Source organism: Pseudomonas sp. 9Ag (assembly GCF_902506445.1).
Classification (GTDB): domain Bacteria; phylum Pseudomonadota; class Gammaproteobacteria; order Pseudomonadales; family Pseudomonadaceae; genus Stutzerimonas; species Stutzerimonas stutzeri_AB.
The window spans coordinates 3,207,271-3,229,013 of sequence record NZ_LR733836.1 but is presented as its reverse complement, the minus strand read 5'-3'; the positions used below and the strand labels follow the sequence as shown (position 1 = coordinate 3,229,013).

15 protein-coding genes and 1 pseudogene are annotated in these 21,743 nt (G+C 61.5%); 12 read left to right on the top strand and 4 right to left on the bottom strand.

Going from position 1 to position 21,743, the window contains the following annotated elements:
• Positions 1 to 55 precede the first annotated feature (55 nt).
• Positions 56 to 448: a protease inhibitor I42 family protein gene (locus ALTERO38_RS14580; RefSeq protein ID WP_159968817.1), complete on the bottom strand. Its 393-nt coding sequence runs from the start codon at positions 446 to 448 to the stop codon at positions 56 to 58.
• 143 nt (positions 449 to 591) lie between these two features.
• A complete protein-coding gene (gene lon, locus ALTERO38_RS14575) occupies positions 592 to 2,973 on the bottom strand; it encodes an endopeptidase La (RefSeq protein WP_148926638.1) in 2,382 nt (793 codons plus the stop codon).
• A gap of 140 nt (positions 2,974 to 3,113) precedes the next feature.
• Here lon and ALTERO38_RS14570 point away from each other — a divergent pair, with 140 nt between their 5' ends.
• From ALTERO38_RS14570 to putP (ALTERO38_RS14560), 3 genes are all read left to right on the top strand, one after another.
• The gene (locus ALTERO38_RS14570) at positions 3,114 to 3,869 is read left to right on the top strand and encodes an AraC family transcriptional regulator (protein ID WP_102835755.1); all 756 of its coding nucleotides are present in this window, start codon (positions 3,114 to 3,116) and stop codon (positions 3,867 to 3,869) included.
• Between the two features lie 263 nt (positions 3,870 to 4,132).
• The gene (gene putA, locus ALTERO38_RS14565) at positions 4,133 to 7,294 is read left to right on the top strand and encodes a bifunctional proline dehydrogenase/L-glutamate gamma-semialdehyde dehydrogenase PutA (RefSeq protein ID WP_159968816.1); all 3,162 of its coding nucleotides are present in this window, start codon (positions 4,133 to 4,135) and stop codon (positions 7,292 to 7,294) included.
• Between the two features lie 206 nt (positions 7,295 to 7,500).
• Complete coding sequence (putP, locus tag ALTERO38_RS14560; protein WP_159968815.1) at positions 7,501 to 8,985, top strand: sodium/proline symporter PutP; 1,485 nt, start codon at positions 7,501 to 7,503, stop codon at positions 8,983 to 8,985.
• 104 nt (positions 8,986 to 9,089) lie between these two features.
• Here the strand turns inward: putP (ALTERO38_RS14560) and ALTERO38_RS14555 are convergent, their stop codons facing one another.
• Positions 9,090 to 9,314 (bottom strand): DUF3203 family protein, encoded by a 225-nt coding sequence (locus ALTERO38_RS14555; RefSeq protein ID WP_102835758.1) that lies wholly within the window; start codon positions 9,312 to 9,314, stop codon positions 9,090 to 9,092.
• 232 nt (positions 9,315 to 9,546) lie between these two features.
• Between ALTERO38_RS14555 and ALTERO38_RS14550 the strand changes: the two genes are divergently transcribed.
• The 9 genes from ALTERO38_RS14550 to ALTERO38_RS14510 all read left to right on the top strand — a co-directional run bounded on the left by ALTERO38_RS14550 (position 9,547) and on the right by ALTERO38_RS14510 (position 19,607).
• Positions 9,547 to 10,218 (top strand): methylamine utilization protein, encoded by a 672-nt coding sequence (locus ALTERO38_RS14550; protein WP_148926636.1) that lies wholly within the window; start codon positions 9,547 to 9,549, stop codon positions 10,216 to 10,218.
• Positions 10,202 to 12,559: a bifunctional diguanylate cyclase/phosphodiesterase gene (locus ALTERO38_RS14545; RefSeq protein ID WP_256663903.1), complete on the top strand. Its 2,358-nt coding sequence runs from the start codon at positions 10,202 to 10,204 to the stop codon at positions 12,557 to 12,559. Before ALTERO38_RS14550 ends, ALTERO38_RS14545 begins: the two co-directional genes overlap by 17 nt.
• Entirely contained in the window at positions 12,556 to 13,413 is an 858-nt protein-coding gene (locus ALTERO38_RS14540; RefSeq protein ID WP_148926634.1) for a DUF3034 family protein, read from the top strand. The genes ALTERO38_RS14545 and ALTERO38_RS14540 overlap by 4 nt, the downstream gene beginning before the upstream one ends.
• Positions 13,413 to 13,832: a group 1 truncated hemoglobin gene (locus ALTERO38_RS14535; RefSeq protein WP_148926633.1), complete on the top strand. Its 420-nt coding sequence runs from the start codon at positions 13,413 to 13,415 to the stop codon at positions 13,830 to 13,832. The genes ALTERO38_RS14540 and ALTERO38_RS14535 overlap by 1 nt, the downstream gene beginning before the upstream one ends.
• Before the next feature lie 255 nt (positions 13,833 to 14,087).
• The gene (gene putP / locus ALTERO38_RS14530; protein ID WP_102835763.1) at positions 14,088 to 15,572 is read left to right on the top strand and encodes a sodium/proline symporter PutP; all 1,485 of its coding nucleotides are present in this window, start codon (positions 14,088 to 14,090) and stop codon (positions 15,570 to 15,572) included.
• Between the two features lie 179 nt (positions 15,573 to 15,751).
• Positions 15,752 to 15,931 carry a hypothetical protein gene (locus ALTERO38_RS14525; protein ID WP_148926632.1) on the top strand — a complete coding sequence of 60 codons (180 nt, stop codon included), beginning with the start codon at positions 15,752 to 15,754 and terminating at the stop codon, positions 15,929 to 15,931.
• Between the two features lie 319 nt (positions 15,932 to 16,250).
• The gene (locus tag ALTERO38_RS14520) at positions 16,251 to 17,657 is read left to right on the top strand and encodes an alpha/beta hydrolase (protein ID WP_159968814.1); all 1,407 of its coding nucleotides are present in this window, start codon (positions 16,251 to 16,253) and stop codon (positions 17,655 to 17,657) included.
• Between the two features lie 251 nt (positions 17,658 to 17,908).
• A complete protein-coding gene (locus ALTERO38_RS14515; RefSeq protein WP_159968813.1) occupies positions 17,909 to 18,340 on the top strand; it encodes a LexA family transcriptional regulator in 432 nt (143 codons plus the stop codon).
• Positions 18,327 to 19,607, top strand: a complete 1,281-nt coding sequence (locus ALTERO38_RS14510; RefSeq protein ID WP_159968812.1) for a Y-family DNA polymerase — start codon at positions 18,327 to 18,329, stop codon at positions 19,605 to 19,607. Before ALTERO38_RS14515 ends, ALTERO38_RS14510 begins: the two co-directional genes overlap by 14 nt.
• Positions 19,608 to 20,656: 1,049 nt before the next feature.
• Here the strand turns inward: ALTERO38_RS14510 and ALTERO38_RS14505 are convergent.
• A pseudogene (locus ALTERO38_RS14505) lies at positions 20,657 to 21,387 on the bottom strand (substrate-binding periplasmic protein).
• Positions 21,388 to 21,743: the final 356 nt, after the last annotated feature.

Sequence of the window (21,743 nt, the reverse complement as noted above, 5' to 3'; positions counted from 1 at the left end):
GCGGAAAGCCGCGCCGATGGCCGTGCCCGAGTGGACGGCCGGTGTCCGTTCCCGGCTATTCGACGTCGATGCGGCAGTCGAACAGCCCGGCCGGTTCGGCGTCGGCTTCCCAGGGTCGCTGATAGGTGAGGTAGAGGCGGCCACTGCCGGCCTCGGCTGCCTCGAAGCGCCAGGTAGACAGACCATCGCCACCAATGACGTCGCTTTCGGGCGAGCTGAACACTTCCGGGCCGAGGCTTTTCAGTTGTTCGCTCGAAACCTCGCGCAGGTTCCAGCGATAACCCGTGGCGGGATTGCTTGGCAGGCTCAGGATTAGCATCTGGCCGGGCCGCAAGGTCAGTGGACAGTCAGCATCATCGCTCAGCGCGATACTGCTGGACGGGCCACTGGCGCAGCCGGCAAGCAGGAGCAAAGGGGCGAACGACGACAGCAGGCGGGTTACGGGCATAGGCGACCGACTCAAACAAGGGAAAGGAAACGCTCGGGCGTCGGTTGAACCATAAGACCCGCAGACTCGCGCGTAAAGCCATTCTCTGCTGGCCGAGGGTCCGGGCAGCGGGGCCGTGGTGCTGGGTTCACGGCCCCGCATTGTCAGAACAGGACCTTGACCACGTCGCTGAAGCGCTTGGCGAAATGCATCGTCAGCCCTTCCTTGAGGTAATCCGGCAGTTCTTCGAAGTCACCCCGGTTCAGCTCGGGAATGATCAGCTCGTAGAGCTTCAAGCGCCGCGCGGCAATCACTTTTTCCCGCAGCCCGCCGATGGGCAGGACCAGCCCGGTCAGGGTCAGCTCACCGGTCATGGCCACGCCTTTCTTGGGCGCCTGGTTGCGTGCCAGCGAGAGCAGGGCGCTGGCCATGCTGATGCCGGCGCTGGGACCGTCCTTAGGCGTGGCGCCTTCCGGCACGTGCATGTGCACAAAGGCCTGGTCGAAGAATTTCGGGTCGCCCTTGAACTCCTTCAGGTGGGAGTTCACGTAGCTGAAGGCGATTTCGGCCGACTCTTTCATCACATCGCCGAGCTTGCCAGTGAGCTTGAAACCACGGTTGAGCGTATGGATCCTCGTCGCCTCGATGGGCAGCGTGGCGCCTCCCATGCTGTTCCAGGCCAGACCTGTGACCACGCCAACCCCGGTGAGCAACTGCTCGGGATGCCAGAACGGCATGCCCAGGTAACTCTCGATGTCCTTCGGACCGATCTTGATGTTGGCCTCTGGCTCATCGAGCAGCTTGACCACTGCCTTGCGCACCACCTTGCCGAGCTGCTTGTCCAGCTGGCGTACACCCGCTTCTCGCGCATAGCCTTCGATCAGACTGCGTAGAGCGCTGTCGCTGATCGAAAGCCGTTTCTTCGGCACACCGGCGCGGTCCAGTTGCCGCGGCCAGAGATGACGCTTGGCGATCGCCAGCTTTTCCTCGGTGATGTAGCCGGACAGCCGGATGATTTCCATGCGGTCGAGCAGGGGGCCGGGGATCGAGTAAAGGCTGTTGGCGGTGCAGACGAACAGCACCTTGGATAGGTCCACGCGCAGGTCGAGGTAATGGTCGAGAAAGCCGACGTTCTGCTCGGGGTCGAGGGTCTCCAGCAGCGCCGACGCCGGGTCGCCCTGATGGCTGTTGCCGAGCTTGTCGACCTCGTCGAGCATGATCACCGGATTCATCACCTCGACTTCTTTCAATGCCTGGACCAGCTTGCCGGGCAAGGCGCCGATGTAAGTGCGTCGATGGCCTTTGATCTCGGCCTCGTCACGCATGCCGCCGACGCTGAAGCGATAGAAGCGGCGCCCGAGTGACTCGGCGATGGACTTGCCGATGCTGGTTTTGCCCACGCCGGGCGGGCCCACCAGCAGCACGATGGAGCCGGAAATTTCGCCACGGAAGGCGCCGACGGCGAGAAACTCGATGATCCGGCTCTTGATGTCGTCGAGCCCGGCGTGGTGAGCATTGAGCACCTTGCGCGCATGTTCGAGGTCCAGCTTGTCCTCGCTGTACAGGCCCCAGGGCATGGAGGTGGCCCAGTCCAGATAGTTTCGGGTGACGGCGTATTCCGGAGATCCGGTCTCCAGCACTGATAGCTTTTGCAATTCGTCGTCGATGCGTTTCTGTGCCGCGGGTGGCACGACCTTGCCCTCCAGTCGCGAGCGAAATTCATCGGCGTCGGCGCTGCGGTCATCCTTGGTGATGCCGAGTTCCTGCTGGATGATCTTTAGCTGTTCCTTGAGGAAGAACTCGCGCTGGCGTTCGCCGATCTTGCGGTTCACTTCGCCGGTCAGCTCCTTCTGCAACTTGGCGACCTCGACCTCCTTGCGCAGCAGCGGGAGGACCTTTTCCATGCGCTTGAGTACCGGCACGGTGTCGAGCACTTCCTGCAGTTCCGGGCCTGGCGCAGTGGTCAGCGCGGCGGCGAAATCGGTCAGGGGCGAGGGCGCGTTCGGGCTGAAACGGTTGAGGTAGTTCTTCAACTCTTCGCTATACAGCGGGTTGAGCGGCAGCAGCTCCTTGATCGCGTTGATCAGCGCCATGCCGTAGGCCTTCACCTCATCACGCGGGTCTTCGTCGCTTTGCGGGTAGTCCACTTCCACCAGATACGGCGGCTTGCGCCGCAGCCAGCCGCGGATTCGCACCCGCGCCAGGCCCTGGGCTACGAATTGCAGTTTGCCGCCTTCTTTCGATGCGTGATGCACGCGAACCATGGTGCCGTGCTCGGGCAGGCTGTCCGGGTCGAAGCTGGCAGCATCCTGCGCCGGCGAGTCCATAAAGAAGAGGGCCAGGCGCTGATGCGGCGTTTTGGAGACCAGGTCCAGGGTTTCGGCCCAGGGCTCTTCGTTGACAATGACCGGCAGCACCTGGGCCGGGAAGAACGGCCGGTTGTGGATCGGGATGATGTACAGCTTGTCGGGCTGCTCCTGGTCCGGCAACACCAGCCCGGTAGATGAATGGTCCTGCTCGAGGTCCTGATGGATGTCGTCGTTCATGCGGCACCTGTGGCGAGTACGTGCTCTTTAGATGGGTATCCGACAAATGATTTCAATCCAATCCCGTCATCGACCGTGGGGGCTGGCTGTAAAAACGGGTTTGCCTCCGGTAGAGTGCGGCAATACGTCAGGTATCCCCCATGCTCAACGCACGTCTGCTTCGCCTCGATGACCAGGCTCACGAACACGCTCACGACTACCACCAGTTGGTCATGTCGCTGTCGGGCTGCGCCGAATTTGAAGTGGACGGGACGGGTGGAGAGGTGTGCCGTATGCGTGCCTGCCTTGTGCCGGGATACGCCGAACACGAGTTCGCCGGCAAGGGTGACAACCGCATGCTCATCATTGATCTCGATGAGAATGACCTGAGTGCCGACGACCCACGCCTGCTGGCGCAATTGTTCGAAACCCCGCGTTACCCCGCGCTCGACGCTGACTTCCACAACCTGTTGAACTATGCCGGTGCCGAACTGGCCCGTTACGGCAGTGACCCCTTGCTGGCGCGGGCGCTGGGTGGCGTGTTGTTGCGCGCGTTGCACCTGCGGGTGTTCGGGGAAGGCACGCGCCAGCCGACTGGTCCACTGGACGTCGCCCGGCTGGATGCACACATCGAAAGCAATCTTGCTCGACGGATTACCGTTGCCGAGCTGGCGCAGGTCGTCTGCCTGAGCCCCAGCCATTTTCACGCGCAATTCAAAGACAGCGTCGGCCTGACGCCGCATCAATACCTGCTCAAAAGTCGCCTCAACCGTGCCGCACGGCTGCTACGCGAGAGTCCGCTGCCCTTGGTTCGGATTGCTGAGGAGTGCGGTTTTTCAAGCCAGAGTGCCTTGACGACGGCGACACGCCGTTATCTGGGGCTGACGCCTAAAAAGCTGCGACACAGCGACGGCTAGAACTATAGAACGCACCGCATCGGTGCGTTTTTCATTTTTCAGCTAACTTTTTGCACCGCTCTAGTGAGCTTTTATGACCGTATTTAGACGGCCACGTAAAGCCGTAGGTTTTTGTAAAAGTTCAGTAGATATCTGCAACAACGCAAAACTCTCTCGCCGTAGATTCCCCTACCCGTTTGGCGGCCACCGCTGCGCCATCATTGGTGTGGGCGACCCGCCGGGCCTGATTCATCACAACAACACTCCACGAGAGGAGCGGCGCGATGTTCAAAGCCGGTCAAGTCTTGCAGGGCGATTTCGCCAATCTGAAAGCCGCCGAATTCTTCCCCGCCATCAGCGCGAATTACAGCGTTGACGAGGCGGCCTACCTGAACGAGCTGTTGCAACTCGCCGACCCCGGCGAGGCGGGCATCGAAGCCATTCGCCGCGAAGCACGTGGCCTGATCGAGGCCGTACGCGGCCGTGATAACGCCGTCGACACCCTCGACGCGCTGCTGCGCCAGTACAGTTTGGACACCCACGAAGGCCTGATGCTGATGTGCCTGGCCGAAGCGCTGTTGCGCGTGCCGGACTCGGCCACCGCTGACGCTTTGATCCGCGACAAGCTCAATGCCGCCGAGTGGGAACGCCACCTCGGCCAGAGCGACAACGTGCTGGTCAACTTCGCTGCGTGGGGCCTGGTGATGACCGGCAAGGTGGTCGATCCGGAAAACGCCGACGGCCGCCCAAAGAATGTCATCGGCCGCCTGGTCAAGCGTTCCGGCGAGCCGGTCATTCGCGCCGCGATGAATCAGGCGATGAAGCTGATGGGCAAGCAGTTCGTGCTGGGCCGGACCATCTCCGAAGCGCTCAAGAATGGCCGCCCCGAGCGCGAGAAGGGCTACACCTATTCCTTCGACATGCTCGGCGAAGCGGCACTTACTGTCGAGGACGCGCGCAAGTACATGGCCGACTATCGTCAGGCCGTGGAAACCGTTGGCGCAGAGCCCCAGGTAGGCCTCGGTCCACGTCCGTCGGTGTCGATCAAGCTGTCGGCGCTGCATCCGCGTTATGAAGTGGCTCAGCGTGAGCGCGTACTGACCGAGCTGTTCGCCAGCGTCCGCGAACTGGCGATCCTGGCGCGCCGCCTGGATGTCGGCATCACCATCGACGCCGAAGAGGCCGATCGCCTCGAGCTGTCGCTGGAACTCTATGAAAAGCTGATGCGTGACCCAGCCATCGCTGGCTGGGGCGAGTTTGGTCTGGTCATTCAGGCGTATTCCAAGCGCTGTCTGCCGGTGCTGGTCTGGCTGACCCTGCTGGGCAAGGAGCTGAATGCACGGATTCCATTGCGTTTGGTGAAGGGTGCCTACTGGGACAGCGAGATCAAGCAGTGCCAGGTGCAGGGCCTCGACGGCTATCCGGTCTACACCCGCAAGGAAGGCACCGACACCTCCTATCTGGCCTGCGCTCGCTACCTACTGTCCGAACAGACACGCGGCGTGATCTACCCGCAGTTCGCCAGCCACAACGCGCACACCGTCAGCTGCATCCTGTCGATGGTCGGCGCGCTGAAGACGCCGCGTGAATTCGAGTTCCAGCGTCTGCACGGTATGGGCGACGCGCTCTACGACACCGTGATCGAGAAGTACCGCAAGAACGTGCGCATCTACGCGCCGGTCGGTGCGCATAAAGACCTGCTGCCGTACCTGGTTCGTCGTCTGCTGGAGAACGGCGCGAACTCCTCGTTCGTCCACCAGCTGGTCGACCCGCGCGTACCGGTCGATTCCCTGATCGACCACCCGGTGACCCAGCTGCGTCAATTCAAGACCCTCGGCAACCACCGCATTCCGCTTCCGCCGGCGCTGTACGGCAACCGGACCAACTCGCAAGGCATCAACATGAACATCCAGACCCAGTGGAACGAACTGTCCAGCGCCTATCAGAAGTTCCTTGGCCGCCAGTGGCAGGCCGCCCCGGTAATCGCCGGACAGAAACTCACCGGTGCGCCGCACAAGGTGCACTGCCCGTATCAGCTCAGCCAGGAGGTGGGCACCGCTCAGTTCGCCACCGCCGAGCAGGCCAAGCAGGCTATCGACGGTCTGGCCGCTTTCTGGCCGCGCTGGAACGCCACGCCGATCGAACAGCGCGCACAGATCCTCGAGCGCCTTGGTGACCTGCTCGAAGCCAACCGTGCCGAGCTGATGGCCATGTGCACGCTGGAAGCAGGCAAGACCCTGCAGGACGGCATCGACGAAGTCCGCGAAGCGGTGGATTTCTGCCGTTACTACGCACTGCAGGCACGCCTGAAGCTCGGTCGTGAAGAGCTCAAGGGCCCAACCGGCGAGCGCAACGAGCTGTTCCATGAAGGCCGCGGCGTGTTCGTCTGCATCAGCCCCTGGAACTTCCCGCTGGCGATCTACCTCGGTCAAATCACCGCGGCGCTGGTGGCCGGCAATACCGTACTGGCCAAGCCAGCCGAACAGACCAGCCTGATCGCTGCCCGTGCGCTGGAGTTGATGTTCGAAGCCGGCCTGCCGAAGGAGGCGATTGCCTTCCTGCCAGGCGACGGCGCCACGCTCGGCGGCGTGTTCTGCCGCGATCCGCGTGTGGTGGGCGTGTGCTTCACCGGCTCCACTGACACGGCGCGCATCATCAACCGCCAATTGGCCGAGAAGGAGGGCGCCATTGCCGCCCTGATCGCCGAGACCGGTGGCCAGAACGCCATGATCGTCGACTCCACCGCGCTGCCTGAGCAAGTGGTCAAGGATGCCGTCGGTTCGGCCTTTACCAGCGCCGGTCAGCGTTGTTCGGCCCTGCGCGTGCTCTACGTCCAGCGCGACATCGCCGACCGTGTGATCGAACTGCTCAAGGGCGCAATGGCCGAGCTGAAGGTCGGCCCGACCCACCTGCGCGAAAACGACCTGGGCCCGGTGATCGATGCCGAGGCGCGCGAAGGCCTGCTGGCGCACATCCAGCAGCTCAAGGCCGAAGGCAAGCTGATCGCCGAAGCAGAGCTGCCTGGCAGCCTCAACGGCCATTTCGTGGCGCCGGTAGCGTTCGAGATCGGCAGCATTCTCGAGCTGAAGAAGGAGCAGTTCGGACCGGTGCTGCACGTGGTGCGTTTCGATGCGGCCGATCTGGAGAAGGTCGTCGCCGACATCAATGCCACCGGTTACGGCCTGACGCTTGGCGTGCACAGCCGTAACGAGGAAACCGCTGAGCGCATTGAAGCGCTGGCGCGGGTCGGCAACCTCTACGTCAACCGCAACCAGGTCGGCGCGGTGGTCGGGGTACAGCCCTTCGGTGGCTGTGGCCTGTCCGGTACCGGTCCGAAGGCGGGTGGTCCGAGCTACCTGTTGCGCTTCGTCAACGAGCGCACCACCTCGACCAACACCACGGCTGTCGGCGGTAACGCGTCCTTGCTGTCGCTGGGTGACGACTGATCGTCGACTCGGCAGGAAATGGCTGGCGGCTCGGTTCAGAGACCGCCAGCTCATCAAAACAACCAGAACAGTTGGCGGATCGCTCTTCCGCCTCTGATGGGCTCATTTGAGCCCGTCCCGGTGATGGCGCGAACCGCCATCGCCCTCTGCCAGGTGGGATCGGGAATACCCTCGCGCCCATCAACAACAACTAACGAGGGAACAAAATGAGCATCAGTACTCCTACTTTGATCACGTTCGTGATCTACATCGGCGCGATGCTGTTGATCGGCTTTATCGCCTACCGTGCAACCAAGAACTTCGATGACTACATCCTCGGGGGACGTAGCCTGGGCAGTTTTGTCACGGCGCTGTCTGCCGGCGCTTCGGACATGAGCGGCTGGCTGCTGATGGGTTTGCCGGGCGCAATTTTCGTCGCCGGTCTTTCGGAAAGCTGGATCGCCATCGGCCTGATCGCCGGTGCCTGGCTGAACTGGCTGTTCGTGGCTGGACGCCTGCGTGTACACACCGAGCGCAACAAGAATGCGCTGACCCTGCCGGACTACTTCTCGCACCGTTTCGAAGATGAAAGCCGCATGCTGCGGATCTTCTCGGCGCTGGTCGTGCTGGTGTTCTTCACCATCTACTGCGCCTCGGGTGTCGTGGCTGGTGCGCGTCTGTTCGAAAGCAGCTTCGGCGTGCCGTACGACGTCGCGTTGTGGATCGGTGCAGCAGCCACCATTCTTTACGTGTTCATCGGCGGCTTCCTCGCGGTCAGCTGGACTGACACTGTGCAGGCCACCCTGATGATCTTCGCGCTGTTGATCACCCCGGTGTTCGTGATCCTGGCGCTGGGCGACATGGGCGCTGCGATGGACACCATCGCGACCCAGAACCCAGCCGCTTTTGACATGTTCAACGGCCTATCCTTCGTTGCCATCATCTCGTTGCTGGCGTGGGGCCTTGGCTACTTCGGACAGCCGCACATCCTGGTGCGCTTCATGGCCGCCGACTCGGTGAAGACCATCCCTAACGCTCGCCGCATCGGCATGGCGTGGATGATCCTGACCCTGGCCGGTGCCGTGGCGGTGGGCTTCTTCGGTATCGCCTATTTTGCAGGTCATCCGGAACTGGCCGGCCCGGTCAGCGAGAACGGTGAGCGTGTATTCATGGAACTGGTGAAGATCCTGTTCAACCCCTGGGTGGCGGGGATCATCCTTTCCGGCGTACTGGCTGCTGTGATGAGTACGCTCAGCGCCCAGCTGCTGGTGAGCTCCAGCGCCCTGACCCAGGATTTCTACAAGGCCATGCTGCGCAAGAACGCCTCTCAGACCGAGCTGGTCTGGGTCGGTCGTGCGATGGTGCTGCTGATCGCCTTCATCGCCCTTGGCATCGCTTCGAATCCTGACAGCAAGGTGCTGGGTCTGGTGTCCTACGCCTGGGCCGGCTTTGGTGCCGCCTTTGGGCCGGTGGTACTGATCTCGCTGCTGTGGAAGCACATGACCCGCAATGGCGCGCTGGCTGGCATGGTCGTCGGTGCGGTCACTGTCGTGGTGTGGAAGGAATTTATCGGCATGGGTCTGTACGAGATCATTCCGGGCTTCATCCTCGCCAGCCTGGCTATCGTGATCTTCAGCAAAGCCGGCGCCGGTGCTTCACCGAGCATGCTCAAGCGCTTCGAAGACGCCGAGAGCGAATACCAGGGTCGCTGATTCATTGGCCCACCCAAAAAACCCCGCTGCCGGTGTTCCGGCAGCGGGGTTTTCTTTTATGCACTACCGCCTACCGCTGGTCGGCAGTGGCTCATGCGGCGGACTCAATCGTCGACAACAAGGTTCCTGCGATCGTCCTTTGCGCCAGCGGCGATCAGGTGCTCGGCCATGTCTTCGGTCACGTGAACGCTATGGCCGCTGATATGCGCCATGGACATGCGGGCCGCAGGATCTGTCGAGACACGGACGTCCTTGATTGCGCTGGTATGGGTGGCGTTTTCGAGTGTGGTTGAACAGGTGCCGTTATCGGTATCGAGATGGACTGTCATAGCGGGCTCCTTGGGTTGCGCTGAAACCGCACAGAAAAGTGCAGCTACTGAGAGTGAGACCGTGGCCAAGAGGATCCGTTTGGCGTGCAGCGCTGATCGAACCAGATGGCAGCACGCCGGAACATGAAAATTATGCTGATCAAGTGATGGCGATAGGCTAGCCTGATGCGGTCAGCAGGTTGCCAAGGAAGGCGGTAGTCCCAACGGTAATCACGATGGCGGAGCCAGCCAGATGTTCAACGGTGTTTTGCGGTCCAGTTTATTTATGCTGTGTTGCGTCTTTGCGGCGTCTGCGCAGGCCCAGCCTTTTAGCGCGCTTGTCGTCGACGCCCAGGGGCAGCCGGTTGCGGGCGCCGTACTCAGTCTGTCGGGCCCGGCACAGGTCAAGCCAAGCGCCGCAGCGGTCATGGATCAGATCGACAAACAGTTCGTGCCGGCGGTGCTCGCCGTAGCGACCGGCACAGCGGTGAGCTTCCCCAATCGTGACGACATTCGTCATCAGGTCTATTCCTTTTCCCCTGCCAAGCGGTTCGAACTGCGCCTCTACGAGGGCACGCCGAGCGCACCAGTAACCTTCGACCAACCAGGCCTGGTGATACTGGGCTGCAACATTCACGACTGGATGCTGGGTTACGTCTACGTCACCGATGATCCCTGGTTTGGCGTCAGCGACGCAGAAGGCCGCATCCACCTGGACGCGCCTGCCGGCCAGTATCCAGCGACTCTCTGGCACCCGGCCTTGGTTGATATGCAACCAGTCGATGCGGGCACGCTGCGGCTGGGCGAGGCGCCGGTCGAGCTGAAGCTGCTGGTTGTGGTCACTGCCGCGCTGCAACCTTCGGCTCCAGCCCCCACGGCGTTCGCCGATGCTTTCAGGAAGGCCACCCGTGACGCGCAGCCTTAGCTTCCACGCGCGACTGTCGTGGATCCTCGCCGCCTTTCTGCTGGTGGTGATCGCCGCGTTGTATTTCTCTGTGCGCCTGGTCACCGAGTCGGCCGTGAGCAGCCAGGCCGCTGAGCGGCTGGAGTCGGGTCTACGGGTATTCGAGCGCTTGCTGGACATGCGTGGCCGCCAGTTGCGCGACGGCGTTCAGGTGCTGGTTGCCGACTTCGGCTTCAAGGAAGCTGTCGCCAGCGGCGACACGCTTACCTTGCAATCAGCCATGACTAATCAGGCGGCCCGTATCAGCGCCAGTGAGGCGATGCTGCTGGATCTCAACGGTAAGGTGCTGGCGTCGAGCCTGTCGAATGTCAGGCCGGGCGATACCTTCCGTTACGCTGACGAGCTGCGCGCGGCGCGTCAGGAAGGGCAGTCGATGCTGGTGGTTTCACTGGATGGGCAGGCGCACCTGATGGTCGAGGCCGAGGTCCGAGCGCCACTGCCCATCGCCCGTGTGGTGATGGGCTTCGCCATGGATCAGGCGCTGGCGGATGAACTCAAAGAGCTGACTAGCCTGGACGTGTCGTTCCTGACCCGAGAGGGCGAAAGTAAGGGCGAGCTGGTCACGACGCTCGCTCAAGAAACACGCGACGATTTGATCGATGGATGGAGCCGGCATGACCATGCCGGTGGCATCGAAGAATTGCTGCTCAACGGTGAGCGCTATCTCAACGAGGACATCGTGCTGTCGGAGGGCGAGAACTTCAGTGTCATCGCGCTCGTGCACCGGTCGCTGGATGATGCCTTGGCCGGCTTCCATCAGCTCGATTCAAGAATTCTGCTGATCGCTTTTGTCGGGCTGATCGCCTCTCTGCTCGGAGCGCTGCTGCTGGCACGCAGCCTGTCCGAGCCGGTCAATGCGCTGGCCCGGGCGGCCGAGCGGGTCGGGCGCGGCGATTACCAGACGCCAATCGAGCTGGATCGTGGTGACGAACTGGGCGCGCTGGCCAGCGCCCTTAACCAGATGCAGAGTGGCATCGCTGAGCGCGAACAGCTGATCGCCCACAACATGCTCCACGATGATGTGACCGGGCTGCCGAACCGCTCGCTGGTTGGCGAGCTGCTCTCAAATGCCATTGGCGCCGGGCGAACCACCGCGGTGCTGCACATCGGCATCGGCAATCTGGCTGGCGTGCAGGACAGCGGCGGCCCCGAAGGGGTTGATCAGGCGCTGCGTGAGCTGACCCAACGCCTACAGGCCGGTTTGCAACCTGGTGACCACCTGGCGCGGATGCTCAGCGACGAATTCCTGCTGATCGTCAGTGACACCTCGGCTGACAACGCCTTCAGCGCCGCCGTGGCGGTGCAGCAGGCGCTGGCCTTGCCGGTACGCGTCGCCGAGCTGGAGATGCGCATCGAGGCGCACATCGGCGTGGCCGGTTACCCGGACGATGCCGGCAGCGTCGACGAATTGCTGCGGCGCGCACGGATCGCCATGCAGGACGCCGCGCAGCTGCCGGACGGCCTGCAGCTCTACCAGCACGGCCGTGACGATGCCCATCAGCGGCAGATCACCCTGATTCGTGATCTGCGCCACGCCGCTCAGGTTGGCGGGCTGCATTTGCATTTTCAGCCGAAGATCGACCTGGAGCACGGTCGGGTGTACCAGGCCGAGGCGCTGCTGCGCTGGAATCACCCGGTCCACGGCATGGTGTCGCCCGGCGAATTCATCCCATTGGCTGAGCGCACTGGCAGCATCCAATTGCTGACCGCCTGGGTGATCGAGGCGGTGCTGCGGCAGCTGCATCTCTGGAACGGTCGCGGCCTGTACATGGAAGTGTCGTTGAACATCTCCGCCGAAGACCTCTCCAGCCTGACTCTGGAACAGCGGGTCGGGGAGTTGCTGCAACGCTACGTCATCCCCGGCGACCAGCTGGTGTTCGAGATCACTGAAAGCGCAATGATGCGCGACCCGGATCGCGCCCTGGCGATGCTCCATCGGTTGCGCTCGCTGGGCATTCGGCTGTCGGTCGATGATTTTGGCACCGGCTACTCGTCACTTGCTCAGCTGCGGCGCATGCCGGTGCAGGAGCTGAAGATTGACCAATCCTTCATTCGTGAGCTGGATGACACCTGTGGTGATGCGGTGATCGTCCGTTCGACCATCGACATGAGCCACGCGCTGGGCCTGAAGGTCGTGGCCGAGGGCGTCGAGCATGGTGAAACACGCGACCTGTTGCGGGCCTGGGGTTGCGACACACTGCAAGGTTATTTCTTCAGCCGCCCGTTGCCGGCCGACGCCTTCGAAACTTGGTTGAAGCAACAACCTCATCTGGCCGCGCGGCCGCGCAAGGAGCATTCATGAGAGGTTGGCAAACGCTGCTGCTGGCGGTGTGCTGGGCGCCGATGTTGGCCAGTGCCGATGCAGGCCGTCTGTTGGCCACCGGCGGGGCGACCAGTCTGGAAGGGTCGGCAGGTGGTGGGATCACGCCCTGGGCCGTGCTGGCGGGGTACGGTGAGCGCGGTGAGTGGGGCGGCGACGTCTTCGCTACCCGTGTCGAAACTGGCGACTACCGACTGGACGTCGCTGGCGTGGCGGTGGCCTTCGATAACCGCCTTGAGTTGTCCTTTGCGCGGCAGCGCTTTGATCTCGGCACATTGGCGCGCGACCTTTCGCTCCCCGAGAACAGCCTCAGCCAGGACATCTTCGGCGCCAAACTGCGGCTGTTCGGCGATCTGGTCTACGACCGGCTGCCCCAGGTGTCGCTAGGTGTGCAGCATAAGCGCCAGAAGGATTTCCTGATCCCATCGCTGATCGGCGCGCAGCGCGATGAAGACACCGAGGCCTACCTCACCGCCAGCCGCCTGATCCTTGCGGGTGCCTTTGGCTACAACCTCCTGCTCAATGGCGGCGTGCGCTACAGCCGCGCCAATGAGCTGGGCCTGCTTGGATTCGGCGGCGACCGTCGCGACAGCCGCAGCCTGCTCAAGGAGGGCTCGGCTGCAGTGTTGTTCAACCCAAGCTGGGCGCTGGGCGTTGAGTATCGTGAAAAGCCGGACAACCTGTCCTTTGCGGGCGAAAGCGACTGGGCCGATCTGTTCCTCGGCTACTTCCCCAACAAGCGCCTTGCCGTGGTCCTGGCTTATGCGCGGCTGGGTGAAATCGCCACGTTGGACAACCAGGATGGCCTGTACCTGTCCGTCCAGGGGAGCTTCTGATGCGCTGGTTTGGCCTGCTGTTTTGCCTGTTGCTCGGTGCCTGTGCTGGACAAGCGCCCAAGGATGACAGCCTGTATCGGCAGCTCGGTGGCGAGCCCGGTGTGACTCGGATTGTCGAAGGCATGCTGCTGCGCATCGCTGGAGACCCCCGCATCGTCGAGCATTTTCAGGACATCGACATCCAACGCCTGCGCGACAAGCTGATTGAGCAGGTCTGCGCCGAGGCGGGCGGTCCCTGCGTCTACACCGGCGACAGCATGGAAGAAAGCCACAAAGGCCTGGCGTTGACACCCAGCGATTTCAACGCGCTGGTGGAAAACCTGCAGGCGGCGATGACCGCCGAGGGCGTGCCGATCGCTGTGCAGAACCGTTTGCTGGCGCGCCTGGCGCCCATGCGCGGGCAAGTCATTGAGCGCTGACTGCGCGAGCGCTGAGATCGAAGCGAACCGCCTGCGTTATTGGCCTGCTGCCCTGAGCGTTTCTGGATCGGTCTTTCGATCGCTCCGCTCGCACTTTTACCCGCCAAAACTGTCCGGTCGCGAGCGAAGAGCGCTTCGAGACGCTATGCTTTCGTTCTAACCCGACCGTCCGTTGCCAGCGCTGCGCCACAAGCGTTCGCGTCTAGTCAGTGGAGGCGGGGGCTAGGTCCCCGCAGCACAAGGAATACAAGACTAATGAATGTGAGCACCCCCACCCTGATCACTTTCGTGATCTATATCGCGGCGATGATTCTCATCGGTTTCACCGCCTACCGCGCCACCAAGAATTTCGACGACTACATCCTCGGCGGGCGCAGCCTCGGCAGTTTTGTCACCGCTCTTTCTGCGGGCGCTTCGGACATGAGCGGCTGGTTGCTGATGGGCTTGCCCGGCGCGATTTTCGTTGCCGGCTTGTCTGAAAGCTGGATCGCTATTGGCCTCATCGCCGGCGCCTGGCTTAACTGGATATTCGTCGCGGGGCGGCTGCGTGTGCACACCGAGCACAACCACAATGCGCTGACCCTGCCGGACTATTTCTCCCATCGTTTCGAGGACACCAGCCGCCTGCTGCGGATCTTCTCGGCGCTGGTGATTCTGGTGTTCTTCACCATTTACTGCGCGTCCGGGGTAGTGGCCGGTGCGCGTTTGTTCGAGTCGACGTTCGGCATGGATTACGGTACGGCGCTGTGGGTCGGTGCGGCAGCGACCATCCTCTACGTGTTCATCGGCGGTTTCCTGGCGGTGAGCTGGACCGACACCGTGCAGGCCACGCTGATGATCTTTGCGCTTTTGATCACGCCGGTGTTCGTCATCCTCGCCCTGGGTGACATGGGCACCGCCATGGACACCATCGCGGCCCAGGACCCGTCGAATTTCGACATGTTCAAAGGGCTGTCATTCATCGCGATCATCTCGCTGCTTGGCTGGGGCCTTGGTTACTTCGGCCAGCCGCACATCCTGGTGCGCTTCATGGCTGCCGACTCGGTGAAGACCATCCCCAACGCCCGCCGCATCGGCATGGCCTGGATGATCCTGACCCTCGCAGGCGCTGTAACCGTAGGTTTCCTCGGCATTGCCTACTTCGCCGATAACCCCGCGCTGGCCGGCCCGGTCACCGAGAACGGCGAGCGTGTGTTCATGGAACTGGTCAAGCTGATGTTCAACCCCTGGGTGGCCGGCATCATCCTCTCCGGCGTGCTGGCCGCCGTCATGAGTACGCTCAGCGCGCAGCTGTTGGTCAGCTCTAGCGCATTGACCCAGGACTTCTACAAGGCTTTCCTGCGCAAAGGTGCCTCGCAGACTGAACTGGTCTGGGTCGGTCGGGCCATGGTGCTGCTGATTGCCTTGATCGCCATCGGCATCGCGTCGAATCCGGACAGCAAGGTACTGGGCCTCGTGTCCTACGCTTGGGCCGGCTTTGGTGCAGCCTTTGGTCCGGTGGTGTTGATCTCTTTGGTGTGGAAGCGCATGACCCGCAACGGCGCGCTCGCCGGCATGCTGGTTGGCGCGATTACCGTGGTGGTCTGGAAGCAATTCATCGGTCTAGGGCTGTACGAAATCATCCCGGGCTTCATCCTCGCCAGCATCGCCATCTATGTGGTGAGCATCATGGGCAAGGAGCCTGCGGCTTCCATTCAGCAGCGTTTCGAAGTGGCTGACGCGGAATATCACGCGGGCTAGGAAGGGGCCGTGTGGGGATCAGGGCCTGCTTAGCGATCAGCGCAGCAAGCCTTGAAACCGTCATTCGTGGTTGGCGCCGCGCCGCCGCAAGAATGGGCTGTCGCCCATTGATGCAGCATTGGATACTGTGCGCCGGGCGCCGTTGAGTGGCGCACGTCAGGAAATTCAGGAGTATTCCAATGAAAGCGCAATCTACGATGATGATCCGGGCCGTGGCCGTTGTATTGGCTTCTGTACTGATGACTGGCTGCAGCCTGCGCTTGCCAGGCGTCGGTATCGATATCGGCGACGGTGGTGGGCATGGTGGTCATGGCGGAACGCATTGCCCGCCGGGCCAGGCGAAGAAAGGAAACTGCTGACTTCACAGGGTTTTCCCGGGGCTGGATGGCACATGCCATTCGGTCCGCTTTATCCCCGTCTCCCTCCTCCTTGCTCCCCCGCATTAGTCATGCTTTAGCGCACATCAATGGATCTTGCGCGTGAATAAGCGAGGCGCCAGTCCTGCTATTCACGTGACGATGCTACCGCTCATCCCTCCGATATTCCGTCAATTTGACAGGTCCAAGCTTTCTGCCACGGTTAGTGGAAATGCGTGTACCGCTTGTGGTCGGCAAGCCCGGCAAAGCTCGTATCGCTAGCAAGGCCTGTAAAACAAAAACAATAATCGAGGAAACTCCCATGCTCCCAAGCAAGTTGGCTTCAGCCTGCGCGCGTGCCATCGTCGGTGTCATGCTGGTTGGCGGTGTCGGTATCGCTGCCGATGTTCAGGCTCGCTCCAAACCGATCAAGCCGCCCGTATCCCACAGCGAGTCCCGCGAACAGGACTCGCGCGTCTTCGTCCCGGTCGTATCGCCTTTGGCAGCATTCCCCGGTCTGCCCAGCGAACGCTGGACCGGTATCCACGAAGGGGCGTCCTACCAGATCGAAGTGCCACCCAACTGGAACGGCATGCTGGTCATGTACGCACACGGCTACCGTGGCACAGGGCCGGAGCTCACTGTCGGGCCGCCACCGATCCGGCCATGGCTGCTGCAGCAGGGCTACGCTTGGGCCGCTTCGAGCTACAGCAAGAACTACTACGACGTACGTGCAGGCATTGAAGATACCAACGCCCTGGCGCTCGCCTTCAGTGAGCTGACCGGCAAAGCGCAGCCCAGCAAGACCTACATCACCGGGCACTCCATGGGCGGCCATGTTGCGGCCGCCGCGGTGGAAGCCGAAACCTACGCCACCGCCAATAACCCGCTGCGCTACAGCGGTTCGGTGCCGATGTGCGGCGTTACTGGCGACGTCTATGAATTCGAATACCTGATGAACTTCACCCTGGCTGCCCAGCACCTGGCAGGGCAGGGGCCGACCACATTCCCGGCGACGGACTTCCAGGCCAAGCTCCCGCTGATTATCGGCGCGTTGTGGGACAGCTACCCGACCGATCCGTCGCCGCAGGGTGAAAAGCTTGAAGGGGTCGTTCGTGAGCTCAGCGGTGGCGAGCGGCCGATCTTCGCTGAAGGTTTCCGCACCGGCCTGCAGAGCGTCGTGCTGGGTACGGGAGGGCAGGACGGTTCGGTGAACGGCATCTTGGCCGACTCGCTCAGCGGCAACCTCGCCACCCGCTATCAGTTCGACACGAACAAGGCGATGTCCCGCGAGGAACGCGAGTTCAACGACTCGATCATCCGCGTGATCGGTCATCCACCGGCCAACAGCATCCGCCCGGACGGCCTGCGCTGGATCCCGGTGGTGAACGGCCAGTTTAACGTCCCGGTGGTCAGCATCCACACCCTGGGCGACCTCTACGTGCCGTTCAAACACCAGCAGATCTATCGCCGCAACGCCGTCGCCAACGGCAACGGCGACCTGCTCGTGCAACGCGCCATCCGAGCACCCAGTCACTGTGATTTCACTTATCAAGAACAGGTCGAAGCAATGGCTGCGATGCTGCAGTGGGATCAGCAGGGCATCAAGCCTGCCGGTGACGAGGTCCTCAATCCGCGCGTAGTGGCCAACCCTGCCTATGGCTGCCAGTTCACGCGTAACGACGGCACCCAGAACCGGACCGCGCTGCCTGCTTGTCCCGGGAGTTGATGAACCGGCCCTTTGATCCGGGCCGGGATCATTGACCGAAAAGAAGCCCTGCCAGTCAGGGCTTTTTTTGCGGTCGGAACAGCGAAGGGATATTGCAAAGCAAGGTGAGCATGAGACGTCGCATAACCTCAGCCACTTGCTGTACCGATTGTTGGCGTATCGCATCAAGCCAGATCTCCCTTACGTCCGGTTCGATTGACCCGGCTCTCGGCTCTCAATACTGTACGCATATACAGTTTGAGGTCTGTGCCATGCCCGTGCATTTCCTGGGGCCCGCTGCTCCGTCCACCATTGCCCTGCCGTTTTTCAGCTTCTGCGTGCCCGCTGGCTTCCCCAGCCCCGCGCAGGATCATATGGAAGGCACGCTCTCGCTCGATGAGCTGATGAACATCCGTGCGCCGCACACCTACCTGGCGCGAGCGGACGGCGACAGCATGATTCACGTGGGTATTTTCGACCGGGACATCCTCATCATCGATCGCGGGCGCGAAGCGGAGAAGGGCGAGATCGTCATTGCAGCGCTCAACAACGAGCCACTGGTGAAGATCTTCGATCGGCAGGGCGAACAGATCATCCTGCGCTCCGCCAACCCCAAGTTTCCCCCGCGCTATCTGCTTGAAAGCGAAGAGCTCTACGTCTGGGGCGTGGTGCCCTTCAGTGTGCGTTTCCATGGCAAATACTGAGCGCGTACTGGCGCTGATCGACTGCAACTCGTTCTACGCCGCTTGCGAGCGCGTCTTCCGCCCGGACCTGCGCACCACGCCCATCGTCGTACTCTCCAATAACGACGGCTGTGTGATCGCTCGCTCGGCGGAAGCCAAAGCCCTCGGTATCAAGATGGGCGCGCCATATTTCAAGGTCCGCCGTGATCTGGAGCGCTGGGGCGTCGTGGTGTTTTCCAGCAACTACGCGCTCTACGGCGACATGAGCGAGCGCGTGATGACGGTGATCGAACAGCGCGTGCCGGCCGTCGAGGTGTATTCCATCGACGAAGCCTTCGCTGATCTTTCAGGCGTGCCCGACGCGGAATCCATCGGGCGTCGCATCCGCGCCGACGTGTTGCGCCTTACCGGCATACCGGTCGGCGTGGGTATCGCCAACACCAAGACGCTCGCCAAGCTCGCCAACCACTCGGCCAAGCGCTGGCAGAAGCAAACCGGCGGCGTGGTCGATCTGCGCGACCCCGAGCGGCGCGACAAGGTGTTGCGCGTCACGGGCGTGAGCGATGTGTGGGGCGTTGGCCGGCGCATGACCGAACACCTCAACAGCATGGGCATCCGGAGCGCCTGGGACCTGGCCAATGCGGATGCCTGGACCCTGCGCAAACAATTCAGCGTGGTGGTCGAGAAAACAGCCCGCGAACTTCGCGGAACGCCCTGCCTTGAACTTGAAGACGCCGCGCCACCCAAGCAGGAAATCTGCTGCTCACGCATGTTCGGCGACCGCCTGCGCGAACTCGCCCCCATCAGCGAAGCCGTTGCCACCTATGCCGCCCGCGCCAGCGAGAAACTGCGCGCCCAGCAATCGCTGTGCAAGCGCGTACGCGTCAGCATCCGCACCGGCATGTTCAACCCGGACGAGCCCAGGTTCGCCAAAGGCATCGTCTGCGAACTGCCATACCCCACCGACGACACCCGTTACATCACCCGCGCCGCCATCGCCGGGCTGGAGCTGATCTATCGCGAAGGCTTCGCCTTCAGCAAAGCCGAAGTGCTACTGATGGACCTCTGCCAGCACGGCGAATACACCGACGACCTCTTCAGCGAAACCCAACCCGCCACCACGGAGCGCGTCATGGGCGTGCTCGACGCCGTAAACGCGAAGTGGGGGCGGAACACGCTTAGGCCGGGGCGCATACCCACGGCGCCGGATTGGGGCATGCGGCGGGAAATGATGAGCCAGAGCTTTACCACGCGGATGGATCAGTTGTGGAGGGTGGGGTGTCGGTAAATGGCAACAAAAAGCTTGGAACAGAACGATATGCTCAGACAGCTGCCAGCGAAGGTCAGCCTATAGGATCAAAACTACTCGCGGCTCCGCAATACCGCGTTCTCATCCGCTCGCTATGACCTTTGCGGTCACCATCAAAGCGCGCACGCCATGTCCGGCACTGCCCATGGAAGTGCTGTTTGGCAGCTTTGCGACATTCTCGATAGTCGATTGAGCCTCTGCGGTGATTTCCGCATACGCTCGTTCCGTCGATGTAGTTGTTTACTGCTATCCATTCCGCCAGATAGTTGGTGCCGCCGTTCCAGCTTTTGATCCACTTAGAAGTGCGTTCCCGATTTACCGTGCGCGCCCTGCGTTCGTTAGTGGTGGGCGTGGCTGCGGTAACCCGATGAAATGCCGGTGGTGTATAGGTGCTGGCTGGCTGCTTGGGCGTGTAGTTATCGTCAATGGAAGATGTTTGGCGTGGTTCGGAGGCGCGTGCGACGGGTTGTTTGAACCATTCGATTTGTTCTTGGCTCGTGTGCGGCTGCTGCTGCTGCGGCTGCTGCGGCTGCTGCGGCGCTGCGGTCGGTTCTGTTCAGGCGCGCCGTAACTGGCAACAGGAGGCTGGCTAACCATCTGCATGGGTTGTGCTTGCTCTTTGTTAAACCACGGCACGCCGCCAATGTCGCCTCCCTGCTTTTGCCGATGGCAAATAATAAGCGTCAAATCAGGGCCGTAGCATTCAGAGTCGTAAACGTTACGAACTTTAAAAAATCAGTAACAGAATAAATAGAAGTCCGATGAAGCCAGGGGAGATACCAATAACTATTAGTGTCTTCGTGGCGCCCGAAAGTCAGAGCTTTCAGTAACCAAAGCCTGAGAGCCCTAAGCGCAACCTCAAAGATAATCTTAAGATCGTCTGTCTCGTACTTCCGCTGCCTTCCTTGCCCCCAGTAGGGACGGGACATCAAATAAGATTCATGCCGTAGTGTCAGGGATCAAGCCACCGGACTTATCACGCCAAGCCCGCGGACGTTACGGTGATGCAGAGTACAAGGACTAGTGGATTAATCTTGTCGCTTAGTAGGTGCCTCGTATTGTTGCCAGATGCGCTGTAGTTCGCCCGAGCGTCGCAGTTGATCAAGTGCACTACCCCAAGCGGCTACCAGCTCGTCGTCGCAGTCACGGCTGAAGGCGATGTAAAGGGGGCCCGAAATATCTCGATTGGAATTTGCCGCAACGCATCCGGTGCGATCCCCAGCTCAGCGCTGTGATAAGCGACGCCAGCATCGGTGTCGCCAATGATGATGCTGGCCCGTCCGGCCATTAGCATGCGGTATAGCTGCACGCTGTTGGATGCGCTTTTGTCGAGATTCTTAAAGCCCCACGATTGCAGCATCGTCGGGATCAAACCGGCACGGCGCGTAGCAATCCGCGGGGCGGTAAGCAACTGTTCCAGCGTGTTAATCGGGTTTTGAGTGCTGGCCAGCTGGTAGGGATGAATGGCAGTTTCCACGATTGGTCCGACCCATTTGTACATCGGCTCTCGCCCAGGCGTGCGAAACACTGCATACATGATGGTCTTGCCCTGAGTCTGTAACGCATGGGCAGCCCGCATGCTGGGTAGCACCATCATCTCGAAGTCATCCCCGGTCAGCGCCATGATGCGCCGCACGATATGCGTGGCCAGGCCGGTCAACTGCCCGTCCTCCACGTAGTTATAGGGCCCCCAGTCTTCGGTCACGATTCGATACTGCGTGGCCTGGACTGAAGGACCGAGCAGCAGGAAAAGCAGCATCGCAGTTACTAACGGGTGCTTCACACTGGCAGCCTTTGCTTTCGGGTGAACGAACGTCTCAAGGAATGAGACAAGCATAGACGCTCCCAGAGCGACGCCTTGTCGCGTGGACTATAACGCCGGGCTGGTCTGTTCGGCATTTCACGTCGAGCAACCAAACCATGACCGAGGTTAGGGATAGACGTTTAGACCATTGGGGTGGAGCTACCGCTTAACAAATGACGAGCCTTGATCCGGCCACTAAGATCTCTGAGATCTCAGTTGAAGCGTGCTTGCTATGTCTGATCAGACTTGGTTCGGTCGCGGCAAGTGAAACGCTAAACGAAAAAGCCCCGCGAATGCAGGGCCTTTTCAAT

Excerpts from the sequence above, each read along its gene's own strand:
- ALTERO38_RS14525 (WP_148926632.1), top strand. The coding sequence starts at position 15,752 with ATGAAAGCGCAATCTACGATGATGATCCGGGCCGTGGCCGTTGTATTG.
- ALTERO38_RS14535 (WP_148926633.1), top strand. The coding sequence starts at position 13,413 with ATGCGCTGGTTTGGCCTGCTGTTTTGCCTGTTGCTCGGTGCCTGTGCT.
- ALTERO38_RS14520 (WP_159968814.1), top strand. The coding sequence starts at position 16,251 with ATGCTCCCAAGCAAGTTGGCTTCAGCCTGCGCGCGTGCCATCGTCGGT.
- lon (WP_148926638.1), bottom strand. The coding sequence starts at position 2,973 with ATGAACGACGACATCCATCAGGACCTCGAGCAGGACCATTCATCTACC.
- ALTERO38_RS14555 (WP_102835758.1), bottom strand. The coding sequence starts at position 9,314 with ATGACAGTCCATCTCGATACCGATAACGGCACCTGTTCAACCACACTC.
- putP (WP_102835763.1), top strand. The coding sequence starts at position 14,088 with ATGAATGTGAGCACCCCCACCCTGATCACTTTCGTGATCTATATCGCG.
- ALTERO38_RS14550 (WP_148926636.1), top strand. The coding sequence starts at position 9,547 with ATGTTCAACGGTGTTTTGCGGTCCAGTTTATTTATGCTGTGTTGCGTC.
- ALTERO38_RS14580 (WP_159968817.1), bottom strand. The coding sequence starts at position 448 with ATGCCCGTAACCCGCCTGCTGTCGTCGTTCGCCCCTTTGCTCCTGCTT.
- ALTERO38_RS14540 (WP_148926634.1), top strand. The coding sequence starts at position 12,556 with ATGAGAGGTTGGCAAACGCTGCTGCTGGCGGTGTGCTGGGCGCCGATG.
- putA (WP_159968816.1), top strand. The coding sequence starts at position 4,133 with ATGTTCAAAGCCGGTCAAGTCTTGCAGGGCGATTTCGCCAATCTGAAA.
- ALTERO38_RS14570 (WP_102835755.1), top strand. The coding sequence starts at position 3,114 with ATGCTCAACGCACGTCTGCTTCGCCTCGATGACCAGGCTCACGAACAC.
- putP (WP_159968815.1), top strand. The coding sequence starts at position 7,501 with ATGAGCATCAGTACTCCTACTTTGATCACGTTCGTGATCTACATCGGC.
- ALTERO38_RS14515 (WP_159968813.1), top strand. The coding sequence starts at position 17,909 with ATGCCCGTGCATTTCCTGGGGCCCGCTGCTCCGTCCACCATTGCCCTG.
- ALTERO38_RS14510 (WP_159968812.1), top strand. The coding sequence starts at position 18,327 with ATGGCAAATACTGAGCGCGTACTGGCGCTGATCGACTGCAACTCGTTC.